Here is a 16880-nt window from a genome sequence, read left to right as displayed (position 1 = left end):
CATAGCTATGTTTCTTTGTCAACCCCGTTAGATAGACTTTGCCTAAAAGAATCGATACGTTCATATAATCCAAAAATCAGGAAAAACAATAAAATGTAGTAGCCAACGATTGGCCAAAGAGTTAGCTTAAAACCCACGTAAAAATAAGCCCCTGGGAGTTTACTGACAAAAGAGATAAAATGGATCATAACCGCTGCCGCCATTCCTAGAGGTGTAGCCAAAATTACGGCAATTGGTGGAAGAAGAGTAGCAAAAAGCAAAAATGTAAAACCCAATGCCAAAATTAGAGTTAAGGCCGGAATCACGATGATATTAGTTAGAATTGCAAATGGCGTAATAATCCTAAAATGATAGATTAACAACGGCATAACACTCAAGTAGGCACAAATCGAGATAGAAAAAGCACAAATTAGTGCCCTAAAAAAGCTAGGCAGGTCTATAGCACCCTTATAAAATTTAGCCAAACAAAACATTATCATATTCTCTAAAATTTGCTCAAGGCGCGAACTAAAAAGAACAATGCCTAAAACAGCGAAAAATGAAAGCTGAAATCCTACTTCAAATATATAGCTTGGCTTAAATAATAATATCAAAAATGCCGCCAGAGAAAGGCAATTATAAATATTCTCCTCTCGCTCAATTAAGATGGCGACGATAACAAAAGTTGCCATTATTGTTGCGCGCACTACCGGCGGCCTCATCCCAGAAAGAATGCAATAAAATATAAGACAGATCAGAGAGATTATCAGCCTCGTTCTCCTTTTCACGCCAAAGGCCTTAAGCGTTAGAATAAAGATAAAGGCAACTATTCCAATATGCAGGCCGCTGATAGCCAGAATATGCGATGTGCCAGTATTGGCAAAGACCTCTCTTAATTGCGGATAAAGGACCTCCCTTCTTCCTAATAACATTGCCGCGTAGAAAGTTGCGCTTATTGGTGGTAACTGAAAAAATAACAAATCATTTAACCTCTCGCTTATCCTAGCGGCTATTCTTAAAATAAGATATCTCTTGTCCATACCAAGTATCTGGATATTGGCAGCATCTCTTATATTAATAATAAAATGTATGCCCTGCCTCGCCAGATACTGGCGATAATCAAAAGAACTCTTTGCCTCCTTAAAGCTAAGTGGCCTATAAATCTTCCCCTTCAATCTAACATTGTCAGCGCAAGAGAGATCATCTATCAAGTCCTTATCTACTACAGCTAAAATCTTGCCTGATGCGTTTAGCTTTAGGTTGTCTTTACAAATGCTTTTAACCTTAACTCTAAACTGGGCCTTTGACTTCTTTAAGACAGGGCTATCTATAATAGTGCCTGTTAATTCTAGGGGATTGTCCTTGGATTTAAATAAGTTGCTGATGTGGTTGGAACTTAATGCATTGCTATTGGCTAAAACAGATGAGCCCAAAAAGAAAAAGCCAATTAGCAATAAAAATACTGATTTCCCAGGCTGGTTTATAAGGATAGAGGCAAAAATCAGAAATAATGCAGATAATAACGCAGCTATAAAAAAACCAAATCCAAAAAAATGATTACAGATTATGCCTAAAATAAAACTGATAACAAGAGCGGTGAGGATACTAATTTGACTTAACTTATCAGATAGGACTAAAGACAAATGTGCTAATTTTTTAGAAGCGAGAGGCACTTTATTTATATCTAATGGAAGGGGGTAATATTCTTCTAGGTGATTTTTTCACCCTTAGCAACAACAACAATCCCGCTATCAGTTACAAAAAAGCGTTTTTTGTCTTCCTGGAGATTATAGCCAATTTGCATATGCTGTGGGATTTTTACATCCTTATCTATAATGGCACGTCTTATTTTTGCATAACGGCCTATATCTACTCCTTCCATGAGAACGCAATCCTCTACCAAAGAAAAGCTATTAATGCGCACATTAGCTGAAAGCACCGAACTTACGACTTTGCCTCCGCTTACAATCACCCCGTTGGATAACAGAGACTGTATTGCTGTGCCTTTTCGGGAGGGATCCCAAGAGCCATCATAGACGGTTTTGGCAGGAGGGAATTGGCCTTGAAGCGTTCTTATCGGCCACTCCTGATCATATAGATTAAATGTCGGTGTTACCTGGATAAGGTCCATATTTGCTTCATAATAGGCGTCTATTGTTCCAATATCCCGCCAATAAGTGCCGTACCTTTCATGTTTATTAAAATCATAAACAAGAACTTTATATTTGTTACAGATAGCTGGCATTATATCCCTGCCGAAGTCATAATGAGATAGGCTCCCGGATTGCTCGCATAAGATCTTTTTAATCATAGAACTAGAGGCAAAATATATACCCATAGATGCATAGATTCGCTTATTATCACCCGGAACGGTTTTGGGATTTTGCGGTTTTTCTTGAAATCCAACAAGTCGACCGCCTCTATTTACCTCACATACTCCAAGTTGACTGGATTTATCTATTGGCATCCTGACTACACCGATGGTAAAATCTGAATTTTTTTCTTTGTGGAAACGGATCATGTTCCGGTAGTCCATTTTATATATATGATCACCTGCTAAGATAAGAATGTAATCAGGTTTTTCGCTATCTATGATATATATATTTTGATATATCGCATCAGCCGTTCCCTTATACCAACTCTCGCCTACGCGATGCTGAGCCGGCACAGCATCTATATAATTTCCTACACGCGGATCAAAAATATTCCAACCTAGTCTTATATGCCGATCTAAAGAAATAGACCTATATTGTATCAGTACGTGTATCCTGTTAAGTCCGGAATTCAGACAGTTGGATAGAGAAAAATCAATAATACGGTAAACTCCTCCGAAAGGGACTGCGGGCTTAGCCCTGTCTCTTGTAAGAGGAAGCAGCCTTTTTCCTCTGCCTCCGGCCATTATGAATGTAACGACGTTTGATATATTCATGCTATTCTTATCTACAATTTAAATGTCTCTCTTTGCTACTCTATCCTTATATACTGCTCTATTTTCTTAAATTTCTTCTCGCCCATGCCTTTTATATTTTTTAGTTCTTCCTTTTCTTTAAAATCACCGTGGATTTCTCGATAACGGATAATAATCGAGGCGGTTTTCTCGCCTACTCCCGGAAGCTGCGTAAGCTCTTCTTTAGTGGCATTGTTTATGTTAATATTTAGATGTTTGCTATCTTTATCAATAGCAGAACATTTATAAAAACGACTTAAGGCCGGTCGCTTTTTTAAAGCATAATTTATACATACACCTGAAAGAATCGTTATAGCTAAAAAAACAAGAAGCAGCCTCTCTTGACGTGTAAGACTAAGCATAAAATCGGTTGATTATAGTTAAGAATACCTTAACAAGATGGGGATCAAACTGCGTACCGCTATTTTCTTTAAGTTCCTTTATAACAACGGACTTGGAAAGTCGCTTGCGGTATACCCTATCAGAACTCATGGCATCAAAGGAATCAGCAATTGCCAGAATGCGCGAACCCAAAGGGATCTGATCCATTTTAATACCCTCTGGATAACCTTTGCCATCATATCTTTCATGATGATGTAGGATTATTCTCTTTTCCTCGTCGATAAATTTTAGCGGCTCCAAAATAGTAACGCTCTTTACAGGATGACTCTTGATAACCTCGTAATCTTTAGCACTTAATCTGCCTTCAAAAAATAAGATACTGTCCTTTATTCCGATTTTTCCAATATCATGCAATTTGGCAGCGCGCTCAATTACATCTACTGTATGTAGGGGCAACCTAAGTTCCCTGGCTAAGGAAACAGAATATTTGGTTACGCGATTCGTATGCCCGTAAGAATAGGGGTCTTTCGCTTCTTGACTTAAGATCAAGGCCATAATCGCATCTAGTTCGCTCTCTTTTAGAATATCTTTGGTGATTATTAACTCCCGATTAATCCTTTCAAGCCTTGCTCGATCTCGCAATTCTGCAATCCAGAGATAGCCTATGCAAACTAAAGCTACTGTCAGCGACCAGCCTACAGAAAATATATCAACTCCAGGATAATAAAAGATTGTTATCACCCTTAGGGCGATAAGAATAAAAAGGAAAATAAGCACAGCTAACTTAAACCCCTGCTGGGCCAAAAGATTGTTTACGCTACTACGCATAGAAGTTACATAGCTCATATATTCTCCTTTTAGATAACTATATTTACCAGTTTTCCTTTAACCGTAATTATCTTTTTAATTTTTTTACCTGCGATTAACCTCTTTATTTTTTCATCATTTAGGCTAAGTTCCTTGATCTTTTCATCCTCGACCCCAGCATCTACATCTATCTTAGAGCGCAATTTGCCATTAACCTGGATGATTATTGTCATACTGCTCGTCTTTGTCAATTCTTGCTTATAGGTTGGCCAAGCTGCTTTGGCAACGCTCGCTTTCCCACCCAAAATCTGCCACATCTCTTCGCAGATATGAGGGATAATAGGAGCCAATAATAAAACAACCGTCTTAACTGTCTGTTTTATCTCTAGCGAGACTGCCGGCTGTTTATAAATCTCATTCACTAGCTCCATTACTGCGCTAATGGCGGTATTAAATTTAAAATTCTCTAAATCCTCACTAACCTTCTTAATCGTCTGATGAGTTTTTCTTTGCAATTGAGGATCTGGAGTCTTCTCTTCTCTCTTGCATCCAGCATCTTGCACCCTCTCCAGGAGTCTCCATACACGCTGCAGGAATCTCCAACTGCCTTCTATAGCACGTTCATTATATTCAAGTTCTGTCTCTGGAGGAGCGGCAAAAAGTATAAAAAGTCGCAAGGTGTCAGCCCCGTATTTATTGATAACAGTATCTGGATCTATGACATTGCCTTTAGACTTAGACATTACCTCTCCGTCTTTAAGTACCATGCCTTGAGTCAGCAAGCGTTTAAACGGCTCTGGAAAATTGAGCAGGCCCAGATCCTTTAAAAATTTAGTGAAAAAACGCGAATATAACAAATGCAAAATAGCATGTTCAATGCCACCAATATATTGATCTACCGGCATCCAATATTTTACATCTTCCTGTTTAAAAGGGGCTTCATTGAATTTGGGTGAGCAAAAACGCAAGAAATACCAAGAAGAATCAATAAAGGTAGTCATTGTATCCGTATCACGACGAGCTTTTTTATTACACTTCGGACAGGAAACATCTAAAAACTCCTTACTTTTTGCTAAGGGAGAGCCTTCTTTGCCTGATACCTTTAGATTTTGCGGCAGTCTAACAGGTAAATCCTTATCAGCTACAGGAACAGTGCCGCAATCCGAACAATAGATAATAGGAATAGGCGTGCCCCAATAACGCTGCCGCGATATCAACCAATCACGCAGACGATAATGAACAGTTCTTTTTCCTATCTTTTCTGCTTCCATCCAGCATGCAATCTCTTTCTTTGCCTTCTGATTATCCATGCCATCAAATTGACCAGAATTCACCTGTTCACCATCTGCCTCATAAGCCTCAGTCAAATCTTGCACTGTTTGAGCCTTACTGTTCGGCTCTTGAATAACAATCCGCATCGGCAATGCGTGCTCTTTAGCAAATAGGAAATCACGCTGATCGTGACAAGGCACTGCCATAATTGCGCCTGTGCCATACTCCATTAATACATAATCGGCTATATATATCGGTATCTTTTCATTATTCACAGGGTTGGTGGCAGCCACACCTTTTATTTTTACTCCGGTCTTTTTATTAATCAAATCTATGCGTTCGCGCTTAGTCTTTTGCTGCGACTTCTTAATATATCTTTCAACTTCTTTGATATTTGATATCTTATCTTTGATTTTTGATATTATCTCATGCTCGGGGGCAAGCACAATATATGTAGCACCGAATATAGTATCAACCCTTGTAGTAAATACACTAATCGTTTGGGGAAAACCTTCTATTTTAAAGGAAATCTCTACGCCCTCACTTCTGCCGATCCAATTTTCCTGCATGGTCAGTACACGGCTTGGCCAATCTTTAAGCAACTTTAAATCTTCCAATAAAATATCTCTGTATTCTGTAATTTTTAAAAACCACTGCTCTAATTCCTTCTGTACAACAGGCTTATCGCAACGCCAGCAAACACCTGATGCAACCTCTTCATTAGCCAAAGTCGTGGCACAATTTGGGCACCAATTCACCGTAGCCGGCTTTTTATATGCCAGACCACGCTCATACATCTTTAAGAATATCCACTGATTCCACCGGTAATATTCCGGCTCACAAGTTGAGATCTCTCGCGGCCAGTCGTAGGAAAAGCCCATGCGCCGCATCTCTTGTCGCATCCAATCAATACATTTATATGTCCAGCTTGCTGCATCGCTCCTGTTTTTAATAGCGGCATTTTCCGCAGGCTGACCAAATGCATCAAATCCGATTGGGTGCAAGACATTGTAACCGCGCATCCATTTATAGCGTGCTGTGACATCAGCGATTGTATAATTACGCACATGGCCCATATGGATTTTTCCAGAAGGATAGGGAAACATCTCTAGACAGTAAAATTTGGGCTTCTTGGCGTCAGGCATAACCTCAAATACCTGATTCTCCTCCCAGAATTTCTGCCATTTTTCTTCAGTTGCTTTAAAATTGTAAGTCATATTTTCTGATTTGTTTATTGTATCTTTTAAGTAACTTATAAATTCTATCAACAATCGAGGTAAAAGTCAACTTGTAGCGAGTGATTGACAAAACCCCCTGCAGGTGTTATGATTTCTACAGTTTAGAAGGATTATTATGGGCAGACGAAGAGAGGCGGTTCGTTTCCTAAAAGGATGGTGGAGCTGACGGGGTTCGAACCCGTGACCCTCTCAATGCCATTGAGATACGCTCCCAACTGCGCTACAGCCCCACAGCTGTAAAAATATAACATTTATAATAAACCCTGTCAATACATTCGTATCTTAAAGATACCCTGCGTTGACACTGACTGCGACCCCCTAGGTTGCTTAATCTGATTACGTTGAAACTAAATAAAATTGAAGGCATTAAAATCTTTGCGCTCATTGAAATCTCAATTGGAGGATTGACGCTTTCCTCAACTATCGCATCAATACTTTTACATACATCAATAAAACCCCTCAACATCCTGACATTCGTACTTATCACAAGTCTTATATCCTTATTTATTGGGTTCGGTTTGCTGTTCAAAAAGAGTCTTGCTGTAGGGCTTCTTAGATATTTTGCCTTTAGTATCATCTTAACTAAAATACTTATCTTTGCAAAGATAATATATCTAAACGGGGCTTTGGAAACAAACATTCCTGCCGATATAAAGAATTTCGTATCTATTATCTATCACTCTTTAATTCTCTGGTATTTTAACCAAAAAAATATAAAATTAGACTTTGAAAAAACTAAAAGGTGATAAAAATGATTAGAAAAACTAAAAGAATGTATCTAATATTTGCTCTGTCTTGTATATTTGTACTTCTTAGTGCGCCTTTAGGCTATTCGCAATCTAGGAAAATCAACGTCGTCACCATAGATAACTATATTATTAATCCAGTAACCAGGGATTATATTACAGAGGCAATTGAGACAACACAAAAAGATAACGACATCTGCCTCCTGATACAGCTGGATACTCCCGGCGGCCTCTTAGAGGCAACTAGAGACATCGTTAAAAAAATGATGAATGCTGATATACCAATCGTGGTATACGTTGCGCCTTCGGGAGGACGGGCTGCCTCAGCAGGATTATTCATAACGCTTGCAAGTCACGTGGCAGCTATGGCGCCTTCTACCAATATTGGAGCAGCCCATCCTGTTGCCTTAGGAATTGGTGCACCAAAATTTGATGAGAAAGATAAAGAGGCTGAAAAATTTAATTTTTCAAAAAAAGACAAAAAGCAATCAGAATCCCCTGATGCAATGGCAGATAAGATTATGAATGATACAATTGCCTGGGTTACTACTATTGCTAAAAACAGGAATCGCAATGTAGACTGGTCAATCAAGGCGGTTACCGAAAGCGTATCCGCAACAGAAAAAGAAGCGCAGAGACTAAAAGTTGTAGATTTTATCGCCGATGATTTAGACCAGCTAGTTAAAAAACTCCACGGCCTGACAATCAAAACAAAAACAAAAGAATTTAAATTGGACACAGAAAACTCCCAGATAAACTTTATCGAATTGAGCACACAGCAAAAAATCTTGAATTCCCTGATAAACCCTAATATCGCCTACATCTTCATGCTTCTAGGGTTTTTGGGGTTACTTTTTGAATTTACGCATCCGGGAATTGGTTTTCCTGGCATTGCCGGACTAATAGCTATAATCCTTGCCTTTTATGCATTTCAAGCGCTTCCAGTAAATTATGCCGGGGTAGCCTTAATTATCCTGGCAATAATACTTTTCATCGCCGAAGCCATGACCCCGACATTCGGACTGCTGACATTAGGAGGGCTTGTGGCAATGACATTGGGCTCTTTGATGTTATTTAATTCAAAACTGCCTTTTTTGCGAGTTTCTTTAAATGTAATTATTCCAATAGTTCTGGCCAGCAGCCTTATTATAATATTTCTGATGAGCAATGTAATTAAGGCACATAGAAAGAAGGTGGCTATAGGGCCTGAGACAATGATCGGGAAAGAGGCAACTGTTTACAGTCAGATAAGAAAAAAAGGCAAGGTTTTCTTTGACGGCATGATCTGGAATGCCATAAGCACATCAACCATAGGCAAAGGCCAAAAGGTCATTATTGAAAAAATTGACGGCCTTACCCTGACAGTTAAAGCGAAGAAAAAAGAAAAAGGTTAATCTATCCGCCAAACTAGTTGGCGGACTCATTAAAAGGAGGTAATATATGAACTTCGGAATTTTTGTTGCCATCATTGTTTTTTACCTGTTAAACTGCATCAAGGTTTTAAATGAATATGAACGTGCCGTTATCTTCAGGCTAGGCAGGGTTGTCTCCAAACCCGCTGGCCCGGGTCTAATCTTCATCTTCAAGCCTATAGATCGTGCCATAAGGGTTAGCCTGCGTACTGTAACCTTAGATGTCCCGCCACAGGATATTATCACAAAAGACAATGTCTCGGTAAAAGTAAACGCTGTTGTCTATTATAAGGTTATGGATCCTAACAAATCAATCCTCGACGTTGAAGACTACGATTTTGCTACAAGTCAGATGTCTCAGACAACTCTGCGCAGTGTAGTAGGTCAAGCTAGTCTTGATGAGTTATTATCAGAAAGGGATAAATTAAATTCGCGCCTGCAGGAAATTATTGATAAGGCAACTGACCCCTGGGGAATTAAGGTCTCCACAGTTGAGATTAAACATGTTGATTTACCTCAGGAGATGCAGAGGGCAATGGCAAGACAGGCCGAGGCAGAAAGGGAAAAGAGGGCCAAGATTATAGCTGCAGACGGCGAACATCAGGCAGCAGAAAAATTAACCATGGCGGCGGAACGTGTTGCCAAACAGCCGCTTGCAATGCAGCTGAGATATCTGCAAACACTGGTAGAGATAGCTAGCGAAAAATCTTCTACTATAGTATTCCCCATTCCCTTGGATATGCTTAGTTCTATATTTAATACGGGAAAGAAATAAGAGCTTGGAAAGATTTCAAAACAAGGTTAGATAGATTAAAGATTATTGCTGGAGTGGTGGAATGGCATACACGCCAGTCTCAAAAACTGGTGGGGTCACACCCGTGTGGGTTCAAGTCCCACCTCCAGCATTTTTTTATATTAGCTAGGGATTGAATAAGAAGGGTTAACCGAAGAAAGATTTAGGGATTTATTTCTCTCCAGGATATAAGCTGGGCATCTGCCTGGATACTTGCTGAGAGTGCTACCATATAATCAGCGTTATAGTTTACCGTTGCGTTTCCGTTGATCCTTGTCTTAGTACCTGACCAGACTCCGCCATCAATATTTAATCCTCCGCCGCCGCCATTGATTCTGAATTCTCCCCGAGTGTAGACGCAACCATCAATCTCGCCTACTCCATTAATTGTAGCATCATAAACTGCTGAAGGATTATTTAACACATCGCCAACAACGATAAAAAAGCCTCCTATGTCAATATTGCCATTTAATACTAAGTCTCCTTCAATATAGACAAAATTAGGATCTCCTGTTGTCGGATCCCCAGGAATAACTGGAGGCGTATTCCAAAAGGAGCTGGGAAAAGAATCCGTCCCGTCTTTCACATCCTTTAGTCTCTGTACATCGTATACATTCCCCTGGATTGCACTTTTATTATACAAGTCCTCAAAATCTAACATTGCTAAAGGATTTGCTGTATCATCCTGGGTAACCGTGCCAGTGATATTGCTAGGATTATCTAACTCTGAGTAATAAACAACATCTCCGTTAATTGTATAAGCAGTTCCATTTAAATCCACCTCTCCGGAAGAATATATGGCATTATCATAAAAATTACTTGGTATATCCTCCTTCATCCATGCCTCAAGCATTTTTTTCTCTCTGTAATTTGCCTGATCTGGTATAAAACCCGTACTTTCCACAAGCTTTTTTGAACCAACTGTTGTTACGCTGATGAGGAATTCTCCATTCTCAAAAGGAATTAGATTTCCTGAAGGCGCCCAGCTGTAATTATCCCTCAAATTTGATAAGGCATAGTCTAGGCCTGATTCAGCAATATGCAACGCCTGCATCCTCTCTATATTGCGTGATGAAAACGATTTATTAACAAATATTTTACTGCTCAAAGCAATAAATAAAACCAGTAGCGCAACTGAAATTGAATAAACAAAAACCAATGTTAAGCCACCGCGTTCTTTTGAAAAATGAATATCTTTTTTCATGGTTCATTCCTCATTTTGACTTGATTAGTTAATGAAATTTCGATCGTACGATTGAAAAACGTATCTTTCTGAAGAATGATTGAAACATCTATGAATGAAGGCGCAACTACAGAACGCCTAAACAGCAACGATGTTACATGGTTAGCCAGAATAGGAGCACGGCCGTCTCCGGCAGTCCTAATTAACTGGCTTCCTGAAAGTGCATAGGTGAGTGTCCAATTTGCTGGATTCTGATCTGACCACTCGATTAAACCCGAAGAATCTAGTATATCACCATCAGCATCAATATCATAGGGTATGGCGAAAGTAATGGAATTATACCACATACCATCAGCAAGTATAGGACCATCGTTTATCTTGGTGCTAGTAGTCTCTCTCAATTCAGCAGTTACCAAGCTTAAGGCATTGTACATCTCTTCCTGGAGCTCTGTACTTACTATAACTACCTCTATTGATTGCCGGGTGTAATTTAAGGTCAAAACTAAGGCTAAAGAAACAACTAAAAAGACAAATGCAGCAATCATAAACTCAGCAAGGGTTATAGCTCTGTTTGTCTTCATGGGTTTAGCGTCTTGTGACATAGCTAGCAAGGGTAACTGGAGAATCCATCTTATTATTATTGGGATTGGTATCTTCTGCTGGATCTAAGATGCCATCCAAATTGGCATCCTCACCAATAACCCTGCCATCAGAACTCCTCCAGCATACTGCGATATATGCCTTTAGAAGATCCGGATTTGAATTGTCTATAGTAACAGTGCCCTTGCTTGATCCAGCCGGTAATTCAGCAACTTCGAAAGTATGTCCGTTATAATAATTATAAACATCAATAAAATTATGCCCTCTAATCTCTTCCATCTTTGCAGAAGCACTATACAAGACGAAAAATGACTCCTTTGAGACCTGGGCTAATTTAAAACAGCTGACTATGCCGAATAAAAAGGCAACAAAAGTAATAATAATAATCGCACTAGTTATTGCCAATTCTATTAATGTTATACCTCTTCTAGGAAACATATGATTCCTTCTAGCTATTCCTGCTCCAGCCTTAAATCCTCTTCTATATATTGCTGCATCTGGGCCTGGATAGACTCAATCCTTTCCTGCTCTATTCTTTCCTCTTCCTCATCCTGGGCATCAATCTTAGCGCGGTAGTCCGGGTCATTTTCATATTTATGGTATTTCGCACCTTCTACGGGAGCACGAAAAGGAGCAGAGAAAGATGCTAAAAAGAGTCGAGTGTTCTCCATAACTCTTGAGCCAAAATATCCAATCTCTTCATAGAAATGCAATATCTTCTTTTTTCTGCGCTTGAGGCGCTGCTCTGCAGTCTTGATATCCTCCGGAGCTTTTCCTTGATTATCTATAGTGAATTCAGGGATAATAACTTCATTTCTTTTTACGACATAACCATTATTGTACTTCTTTCCAGCACGCTCAATCTTATAGATTGCAGCGCAACCACTAAGAAATACAGCCGCAATGCAAACCGCAAATAGTAAAAGAGGTGTTTTTCTTCTTGAATAATTTATCATCGTTGCCTGCTTATTATGATTAGCTAGACTGAATACGGCCAATGCTCCTGAATTTTTCGTAACGAGCCTGTAAGATTTTATCAATACTCTTTGAATCCAATTCATCAAACAGCCTTATAATTGTCGATTTCATCTCATTGCCTGCTTTATGAGGATCGCGGTGGGCGCCTCCCAATGGTTCAGATATTACCTCGTCAATAATCCCAAAATCCAATAAATCTTTTGCTGTCATCTTGAGGGTCTCAGAAGCCAAAGGCGCCTTGCTGCTGTCCTTCCAAAGTATGGCTGCACATCCTTCAGGGGAAATTACAGAATAATAGGCGTTTTCCATAACGCAGATTTTATCACCAACGCTTATGCCTAAAGCTCCGCCACTACCACCTTCTCCAATAACAACAACTACAATCGGCACTGCCAAAGAAATCATTCTTCTAAGATTATAAGCTATTGCTACGGCCTGTCCTCTTTCTTCTGCGCCTATGCCTGGATATGCTCCAGGGGTATCAATGAATGTGAGAATCGGAAGTTTGAAATCTTCCGCTAGCTCCATAAGTCTTATGCTTTTGCGATATCCTTCAGGATGAGCACAGCCAAAATTACGCAATATATTTTCCTTTGTATCTCTGCCTTTTTGATGGCCTATAACAACTATCTTACGCCCCTCAAGTTTAGCTAGACCACCGATAATCGCCAAATCATCAGCAAAAGCCCTATCCCCGTGTAACTCTAAGAAATCAGTCAAGATCATCTGGATATAATCGGCTGAATAAGGCCTTTTGGGATGGCGCGCAATCTGAACTCGCTGCCAGGCACTAAGATTACTATAGATTTCTTTTTTAAGTTTCTTTAACTTCTCCTCCAGCTTATTTATTTCTGCTTTGATGTCGATTTTTTTATCAGAGGTAAAATTCCTCAGTTCTTCAATCTTTCTTTCTAGTTCTATAATTGGTTTTTCAAAATCTAATCCATTCATATCTTTTTAAGTCAAAAATAGAATATTAAAATACAGTCATTTTGCTACATTGGCGTTTACGGAAGCTTTGAAAAATCGTATGGATAAGCACTTAGTCTATTACAGTTACCTCAGTACCTAAAGGAAGGAGATCGAACAATTCTTCTACTTGTTGGTTAACCATGCGTACACAACCGGCTGTTATCTGCTGGCCAATGGTCTCTGGCTCTGTTGTCCCGTGTATACCGTAACCAGCGATAGAAAAACCCAACCAGCGGGACCCCAATATATTCTCAGGGCTATCAGGCAAAACTATCGCCCCCTGTTTATACCAGACAGGATCTATTAATTTGCTAGTTATTGTAAATATTCCTACAGGAGTGGAATTGTGCTTGCCTGTAGAAACTGTATATACCTTAACCACTTCATCATCGGATTTAAGGGTCAATGTATTCTGGGATTTGTCCACAATACAGGAAAATTTCTCAGTCCATATGCGCAGGCGCTGCTCTGGTCTTATAACGTTGCTCTTTAAGTTGTTGCTACGTTTTATCAAGGCAACGGTGGTATTGAATTTCTTGGCAATCTTAGATAGGACATCGCCAGGCTTAACCTCATAGATAATCGTCTTTTCTGTCTGCAATGTTGAAAAGATTATACGGATATTAAGATCATAAAGCTCTTCACCCGCCTTAGTGATAATCTTATTGTCACTGGCTATAGATATGATACGTTGGTAAGCCTCTTTTGCCTGGAGCAAATCGCCTTTGTTTTGAGCAAGTCCGGCTATATCAAAAAGCTCTGATACAGAAGGGACATCGCTACTTTCCTTTAAGCCAGAGGAAACCTTTTTGCCTGATAAAGAAAAAACAAAGAATAAAACTAAAAGAACAGCCAAAATAACGCTGATCAAAATAATAACATTTCTCTTCATAAACAAGCTCCAAATGTTTTATCTGCCTTAGCCGCAGATAGTTGCAAAAATAATGTGATGATTATAAATAGCTTAAAGCAACAAGAATGCCCACAAACGCCCCAGCAATAACCTCAATCGGTGTATGACCCAATAATTCTATAAGCCTCTTTTCTTGCACCTTGATATTTTCAGGGTGTTCTGAAATTAATTTATTCAGGATGCTTGCTTGTTTGCCTGCTGCGCGTCTTACGCCTTGAGCGTCAAACATAGTAACTACAGCAAAAGTTAGGCCTAGAGCAAACAAGGCAGAATCAAAACCAAACTCAATTCCTATTGCAGTAGCTAAGGAGGCGACTCCTGCAGCATGTGCTGAAGGCATACCGCCGGTTCCCAGCAGCCATCTAAAGTCAAATTGCTTCTCGCGAATTGTGCCTATACCTATCTTTATGCCTTGAGCAGTCACCCATCCTAAAAGGGTACTGATAAGGATGTCATTATTTAATGCTGCGGATATAATACCTTTAGTCATTTATTTATTATTAAGGTACAGGTAAGACTCTGATATCGATGCTGGATTTATGAGTAGATTTTCCTCTTTTAATTAAGTAGCCTTTATTACCAGAAGAATCATCTCCTTCTTTACTCTGAGATTGGAGCTCTTCTGAAGGATTGTCTTTAAGCCGCTTAATTACCTTTTTTAACTCAGTCACTGAATTAAGCCGCATCTGGAGATCTTCCTTTTCTTGTATTAGCTCTTTAGCCTTTACTATTAACCTCTTTCCTGCCACAGCTAACCTATTTATACGCGAGCGCAAGGTTTCATTATCCTTCTCTAAAGCGTCTGCATGTACTTTTAGGCCACTTATATCCTGCTCCAAGCCCTCAATTGCCTGCTTTGATCTTGTTATCTCTTCCTTAGCAAAAACAAATCCACGCTCTAAAATTATTTTCTCCTGCACAAGACGCCTATTAGAAACAATTTCACCATCCAGATCTACCTTTAATTGTGAGATCGCCGTATGCGCCTTGGCTAAATCCGCAGCAAGTTGTTTTGTCATTCTAAACAAAGAAAGATAATTCCAAAAAGAAAATACAGCCAATCCTATCAGAATGGCCACAACTATTCTAATAATCCTCTTTTTCATAATATCCTCACCCTGCCCTTTTTTTTGACGTTGCTTCCTGCTGTGTTAGATTAATTATAATCATATCCATTCTAAAAAGCAAGGATTTTGTCACGGCGTTATTATGCTCTCCAAAACAAAAGACTGATAGATAGATTTGTGGGAAGGAAGAATAGGAAGACTATATGCGAGTCTTTTGAAATGCCTTTAATTTATCCTTATGTAATTGCTTTCTCTCTCTTTGTAGACGCCATATATTCTTCTGTCTTCTTGTAATCTTTTCTTTAGTCATTTCATAGACCACATTTATTCACCGATAATCTTAACTAATACTCTTTTTCTCCTCTGGCCGTCAAATTCTCCGTAAAAAATCTGCTCCCAAGGCCCAAAATCAAGCTTAGCGAGCGTGATAGCCACAACAACCTCTCTGCCCATAATTGTGCGCTTTAGATGTGCGTCAGCATTATCTTCGCCATTATTGTGCTTATACTGGGATATCGGCTCATGCGGTGCAAGTTTCTCCAGCCAAACATCAAAATCATGGTGCAGGCCAGACTCATCATCATTTATAAATACACTTGAAGTGATATGCATGGCATTGACCAGACAAAGGCCCTCTTTCACCTTACTCTTCTTGAGAAGCTCCTCCACCTGATCTGTTATATTAATAAATGCGTATTTCGTCCTCGTATTAAAGGAAAGATACTCTGTTAAGACCTTCATTGCCCTTCCATCTTATATATAGATGAACGCATATTATCTGTTATCGAGTTAGTGTGTTTGCAAGTTAACCAGTTAATTGTTGAACCCCCTATAGAAAAATCTAGACCAATGGCTCAGTGACTTAGTAATTATAACACGGCAATCCCTAGGTCCGATAAAGGATAAGCGATCTACCGGTTATTTATGTGGGAGATCCTGATAACAATCCACCACTGCGCCCTCAGCAGTAAATAACCATTTCTTACCTCTACAATTTGGCGGGTCAGGCAGCGAACAGGGATAGAATGCATGGGGGCATATTATTTGCCACTGGTCTATCGAAAAATGCAAATACCACTCTACATTCTCCTTAATGGCACAGTCAATACAATGAGGCGGCGGATTCTCCAAAAGATCAAATGGATTCTCGCTTGAATTTACCCCCCACCATCTACCGTTAGCGGCAAAATACAGAAGGGCAGCAGACTTTAGGGCACACATCGTCGCCCTTTCCTGTACATCTAATGCCTTGTTCGCTATATCTACAAACCGCGCAACAGCATAACTGGCAAGAATTGCCAATAATGCCAAGGCAATGATCAATTCCAGAAGAGTAAAAGATTGGTTATTGCCCCTCTTTCTCTTCATCTCTTGCTCCTAAATTTCTCCTCATTCTTACTTGTACAAAAAAACATGGAGCGAATTTATTGTGACTACTCTGCTAACCTGTATATAACAATTATACTACTTGAATAAACAGTAGAAAAGGTCAAAATTTGGTAAGGAACGAATAAAGTAGACAAAAGAATAAAGGAATAATTTTTCTCTTTAGCAGATAACAAATTAATTTAAAAATCTCCTTGGAGATTTTGTTAACCCGCTAACGCGCGAACTCGCTTATCTAGATATCT

General features: G+C 39.4%; 18 protein-coding genes and 2 tRNA genes. 3 read left to right on the top strand and 17 right to left on the bottom strand.

Annotation, left to right across the window (positions count from 1 at the left end):
• Positions 1 to 5: 5 nt before the first annotated feature.
• The 7 genes from KJ593_00660 to KJ593_00630 all read right to left on the bottom strand — a co-directional run bounded on the left by KJ593_00660 (position 6) and on the right by KJ593_00630 (position 7225).
• Positions 6 to 1622 carry a ComEC family competence protein gene (locus tag KJ593_00660; GenBank protein MBU2540390.1) on the bottom strand — a complete coding sequence of 539 codons (1617 nt, stop codon included), beginning with the start codon at positions 1620 to 1622 and terminating at the stop codon, positions 6 to 8.
• Positions 1623 to 1687: 65 nt separating this feature from the next.
• Positions 1688 to 2902 carry a glucose-1-phosphate adenylyltransferase gene (gene glgC, locus KJ593_00655; GenBank protein ID MBU2540389.1) on the bottom strand — a complete coding sequence of 405 codons (1215 nt, stop codon included), beginning with the start codon at positions 2900 to 2902 and terminating at the stop codon, positions 1688 to 1690.
• 41 nt (positions 2903 to 2943) lie between these two features.
• Positions 2944 to 3288 carry a helix-hairpin-helix domain-containing protein gene (locus KJ593_00650; protein ID MBU2540388.1) on the bottom strand — a complete coding sequence of 115 codons (345 nt, stop codon included), beginning with the start codon at positions 3286 to 3288 and terminating at the stop codon, positions 2944 to 2946.
• Positions 3281 to 4114: an HD-GYP domain-containing protein gene (locus KJ593_00645; protein ID MBU2540387.1), complete on the bottom strand. Its 834-nt coding sequence runs from the start codon at positions 4112 to 4114 to the stop codon at positions 3281 to 3283. Before KJ593_00645 ends, KJ593_00650 begins: the two co-directional genes overlap by 8 nt.
• 11 nt (positions 4115 to 4125) lie before the next feature.
• Positions 4126 to 6564 (bottom strand): leucine--tRNA ligase, encoded by a 2439-nt coding sequence (leuS, locus tag KJ593_00640; GenBank protein MBU2540386.1) that lies wholly within the window; start codon positions 6562 to 6564, stop codon positions 4126 to 4128.
• Positions 6565 to 6739: 175 nt separating this feature from the next.
• Positions 6740 to 6815: transfer RNA gene (locus KJ593_00635), tRNA-Ala, on the bottom strand.
• A complete protein-coding gene (locus KJ593_00630) occupies positions 6806 to 7225 on the bottom strand; it encodes a hypothetical protein (GenBank protein MBU2540385.1) in 420 nt (139 codons plus the stop codon). The genes KJ593_00635 and KJ593_00630 overlap by 10 nt, the downstream gene beginning before the upstream one ends.
• Before the next feature lie 111 nt (positions 7226 to 7336).
• Between KJ593_00630 and KJ593_00625 the strand changes: the two genes are divergently transcribed.
• The 3 genes from KJ593_00625 (at position 7337) to KJ593_00615 (ending at position 9648) form a co-directional block, all read left to right on the top strand.
• A complete protein-coding gene (locus tag KJ593_00625) occupies positions 7337 to 8725 on the top strand; it encodes a nodulation protein NfeD (GenBank protein MBU2540384.1) in 1389 nt (462 codons plus the stop codon).
• 46 nt (positions 8726 to 8771) lie between these two features.
• Positions 8772 to 9518: a slipin family protein gene (locus KJ593_00620; protein ID MBU2540383.1), complete on the top strand. Its 747-nt coding sequence runs from the start codon at positions 8772 to 8774 to the stop codon at positions 9516 to 9518.
• A gap of 47 nt (positions 9519 to 9565) precedes the next feature.
• Positions 9566 to 9648 (top strand) — tRNA-Leu (locus KJ593_00615).
• A gap of 51 nt (positions 9649 to 9699) precedes the next feature.
• Here KJ593_00615 and KJ593_00610 read toward each other — a convergent pair.
• From KJ593_00610 to KJ593_00565, 10 genes are all read right to left on the bottom strand, one after another.
• Positions 9700 to 10740, bottom strand: a complete 1041-nt coding sequence (locus KJ593_00610; GenBank protein MBU2540382.1) for a hypothetical protein — start codon at positions 10738 to 10740, stop codon at positions 9700 to 9702.
• Positions 10737 to 11300, bottom strand: a complete 564-nt coding sequence (locus KJ593_00605; protein MBU2540381.1) for a hypothetical protein — start codon at positions 11298 to 11300, stop codon at positions 10737 to 10739. The genes KJ593_00610 and KJ593_00605 overlap by 4 nt, the downstream gene beginning before the upstream one ends.
• Before the next feature lie 4 nt (positions 11301 to 11304).
• Positions 11305 to 11757 (bottom strand): hypothetical protein, encoded by a 453-nt coding sequence (locus KJ593_00600; GenBank protein MBU2540380.1) that lies wholly within the window; start codon positions 11755 to 11757, stop codon positions 11305 to 11307.
• Between the two features lie 14 nt (positions 11758 to 11771).
• Entirely contained in the window at positions 11772 to 12275 is a 504-nt protein-coding gene (locus tag KJ593_00595) for a hypothetical protein (GenBank protein ID MBU2540379.1), read from the bottom strand.
• A gap of 19 nt (positions 12276 to 12294) precedes the next feature.
• A complete protein-coding gene (locus tag KJ593_00590) occupies positions 12295 to 13248 on the bottom strand; it encodes an acetyl-CoA carboxylase carboxyltransferase subunit alpha (protein MBU2540378.1) in 954 nt (317 codons plus the stop codon).
• 91 nt (positions 13249 to 13339) lie between these two features.
• Positions 13340 to 14161, bottom strand: coding sequence for a L,D-transpeptidase family protein (locus KJ593_00585; protein MBU2540377.1), 822 nt, complete (start codon positions 14159 to 14161; stop codon positions 13340 to 13342).
• A 61-nt stretch (positions 14162 to 14222) separates the two neighbouring features.
• On the bottom strand, positions 14223 to 14672 hold the full coding sequence (locus KJ593_00580) for a divergent PAP2 family protein (GenBank protein MBU2540376.1): 450 nt from the start codon (positions 14670 to 14672) through the stop codon (positions 14223 to 14225).
• A gap of 10 nt (positions 14673 to 14682) precedes the next feature.
• On the bottom strand, positions 14683 to 15288 hold the full coding sequence (locus tag KJ593_00575) for a hypothetical protein (GenBank protein MBU2540375.1): 606 nt from the start codon (positions 15286 to 15288) through the stop codon (positions 14683 to 14685).
• 285 nt (positions 15289 to 15573) lie between these two features.
• Positions 15574 to 15990 carry a secondary thiamine-phosphate synthase enzyme YjbQ gene (locus KJ593_00570; protein MBU2540374.1) on the bottom strand — a complete coding sequence of 139 codons (417 nt, stop codon included), beginning with the start codon at positions 15988 to 15990 and terminating at the stop codon, positions 15574 to 15576.
• 177 nt (positions 15991 to 16167) lie between these two features.
• Complete coding sequence (locus KJ593_00565; GenBank protein MBU2540373.1) at positions 16168 to 16617, bottom strand: prepilin-type N-terminal cleavage/methylation domain-containing protein; 450 nt, start codon at positions 16615 to 16617, stop codon at positions 16168 to 16170.
• Between the last annotated feature and the right edge of the window lie 263 nt (positions 16618 to 16880).

The sequence above is a fragment of the Candidatus Omnitrophota bacterium genome, from assembly GCA_018830005.1.
Taxonomy (GTDB): domain Bacteria; phylum Omnitrophota; class Gorgyraeia; order JAHJTE01; family JAHJTE01; genus JAHJTE01.
The sequence above is the reverse complement of the archived record's forward strand: the minus strand, read 5'-3'. Positions and strand labels throughout refer to the sequence as shown.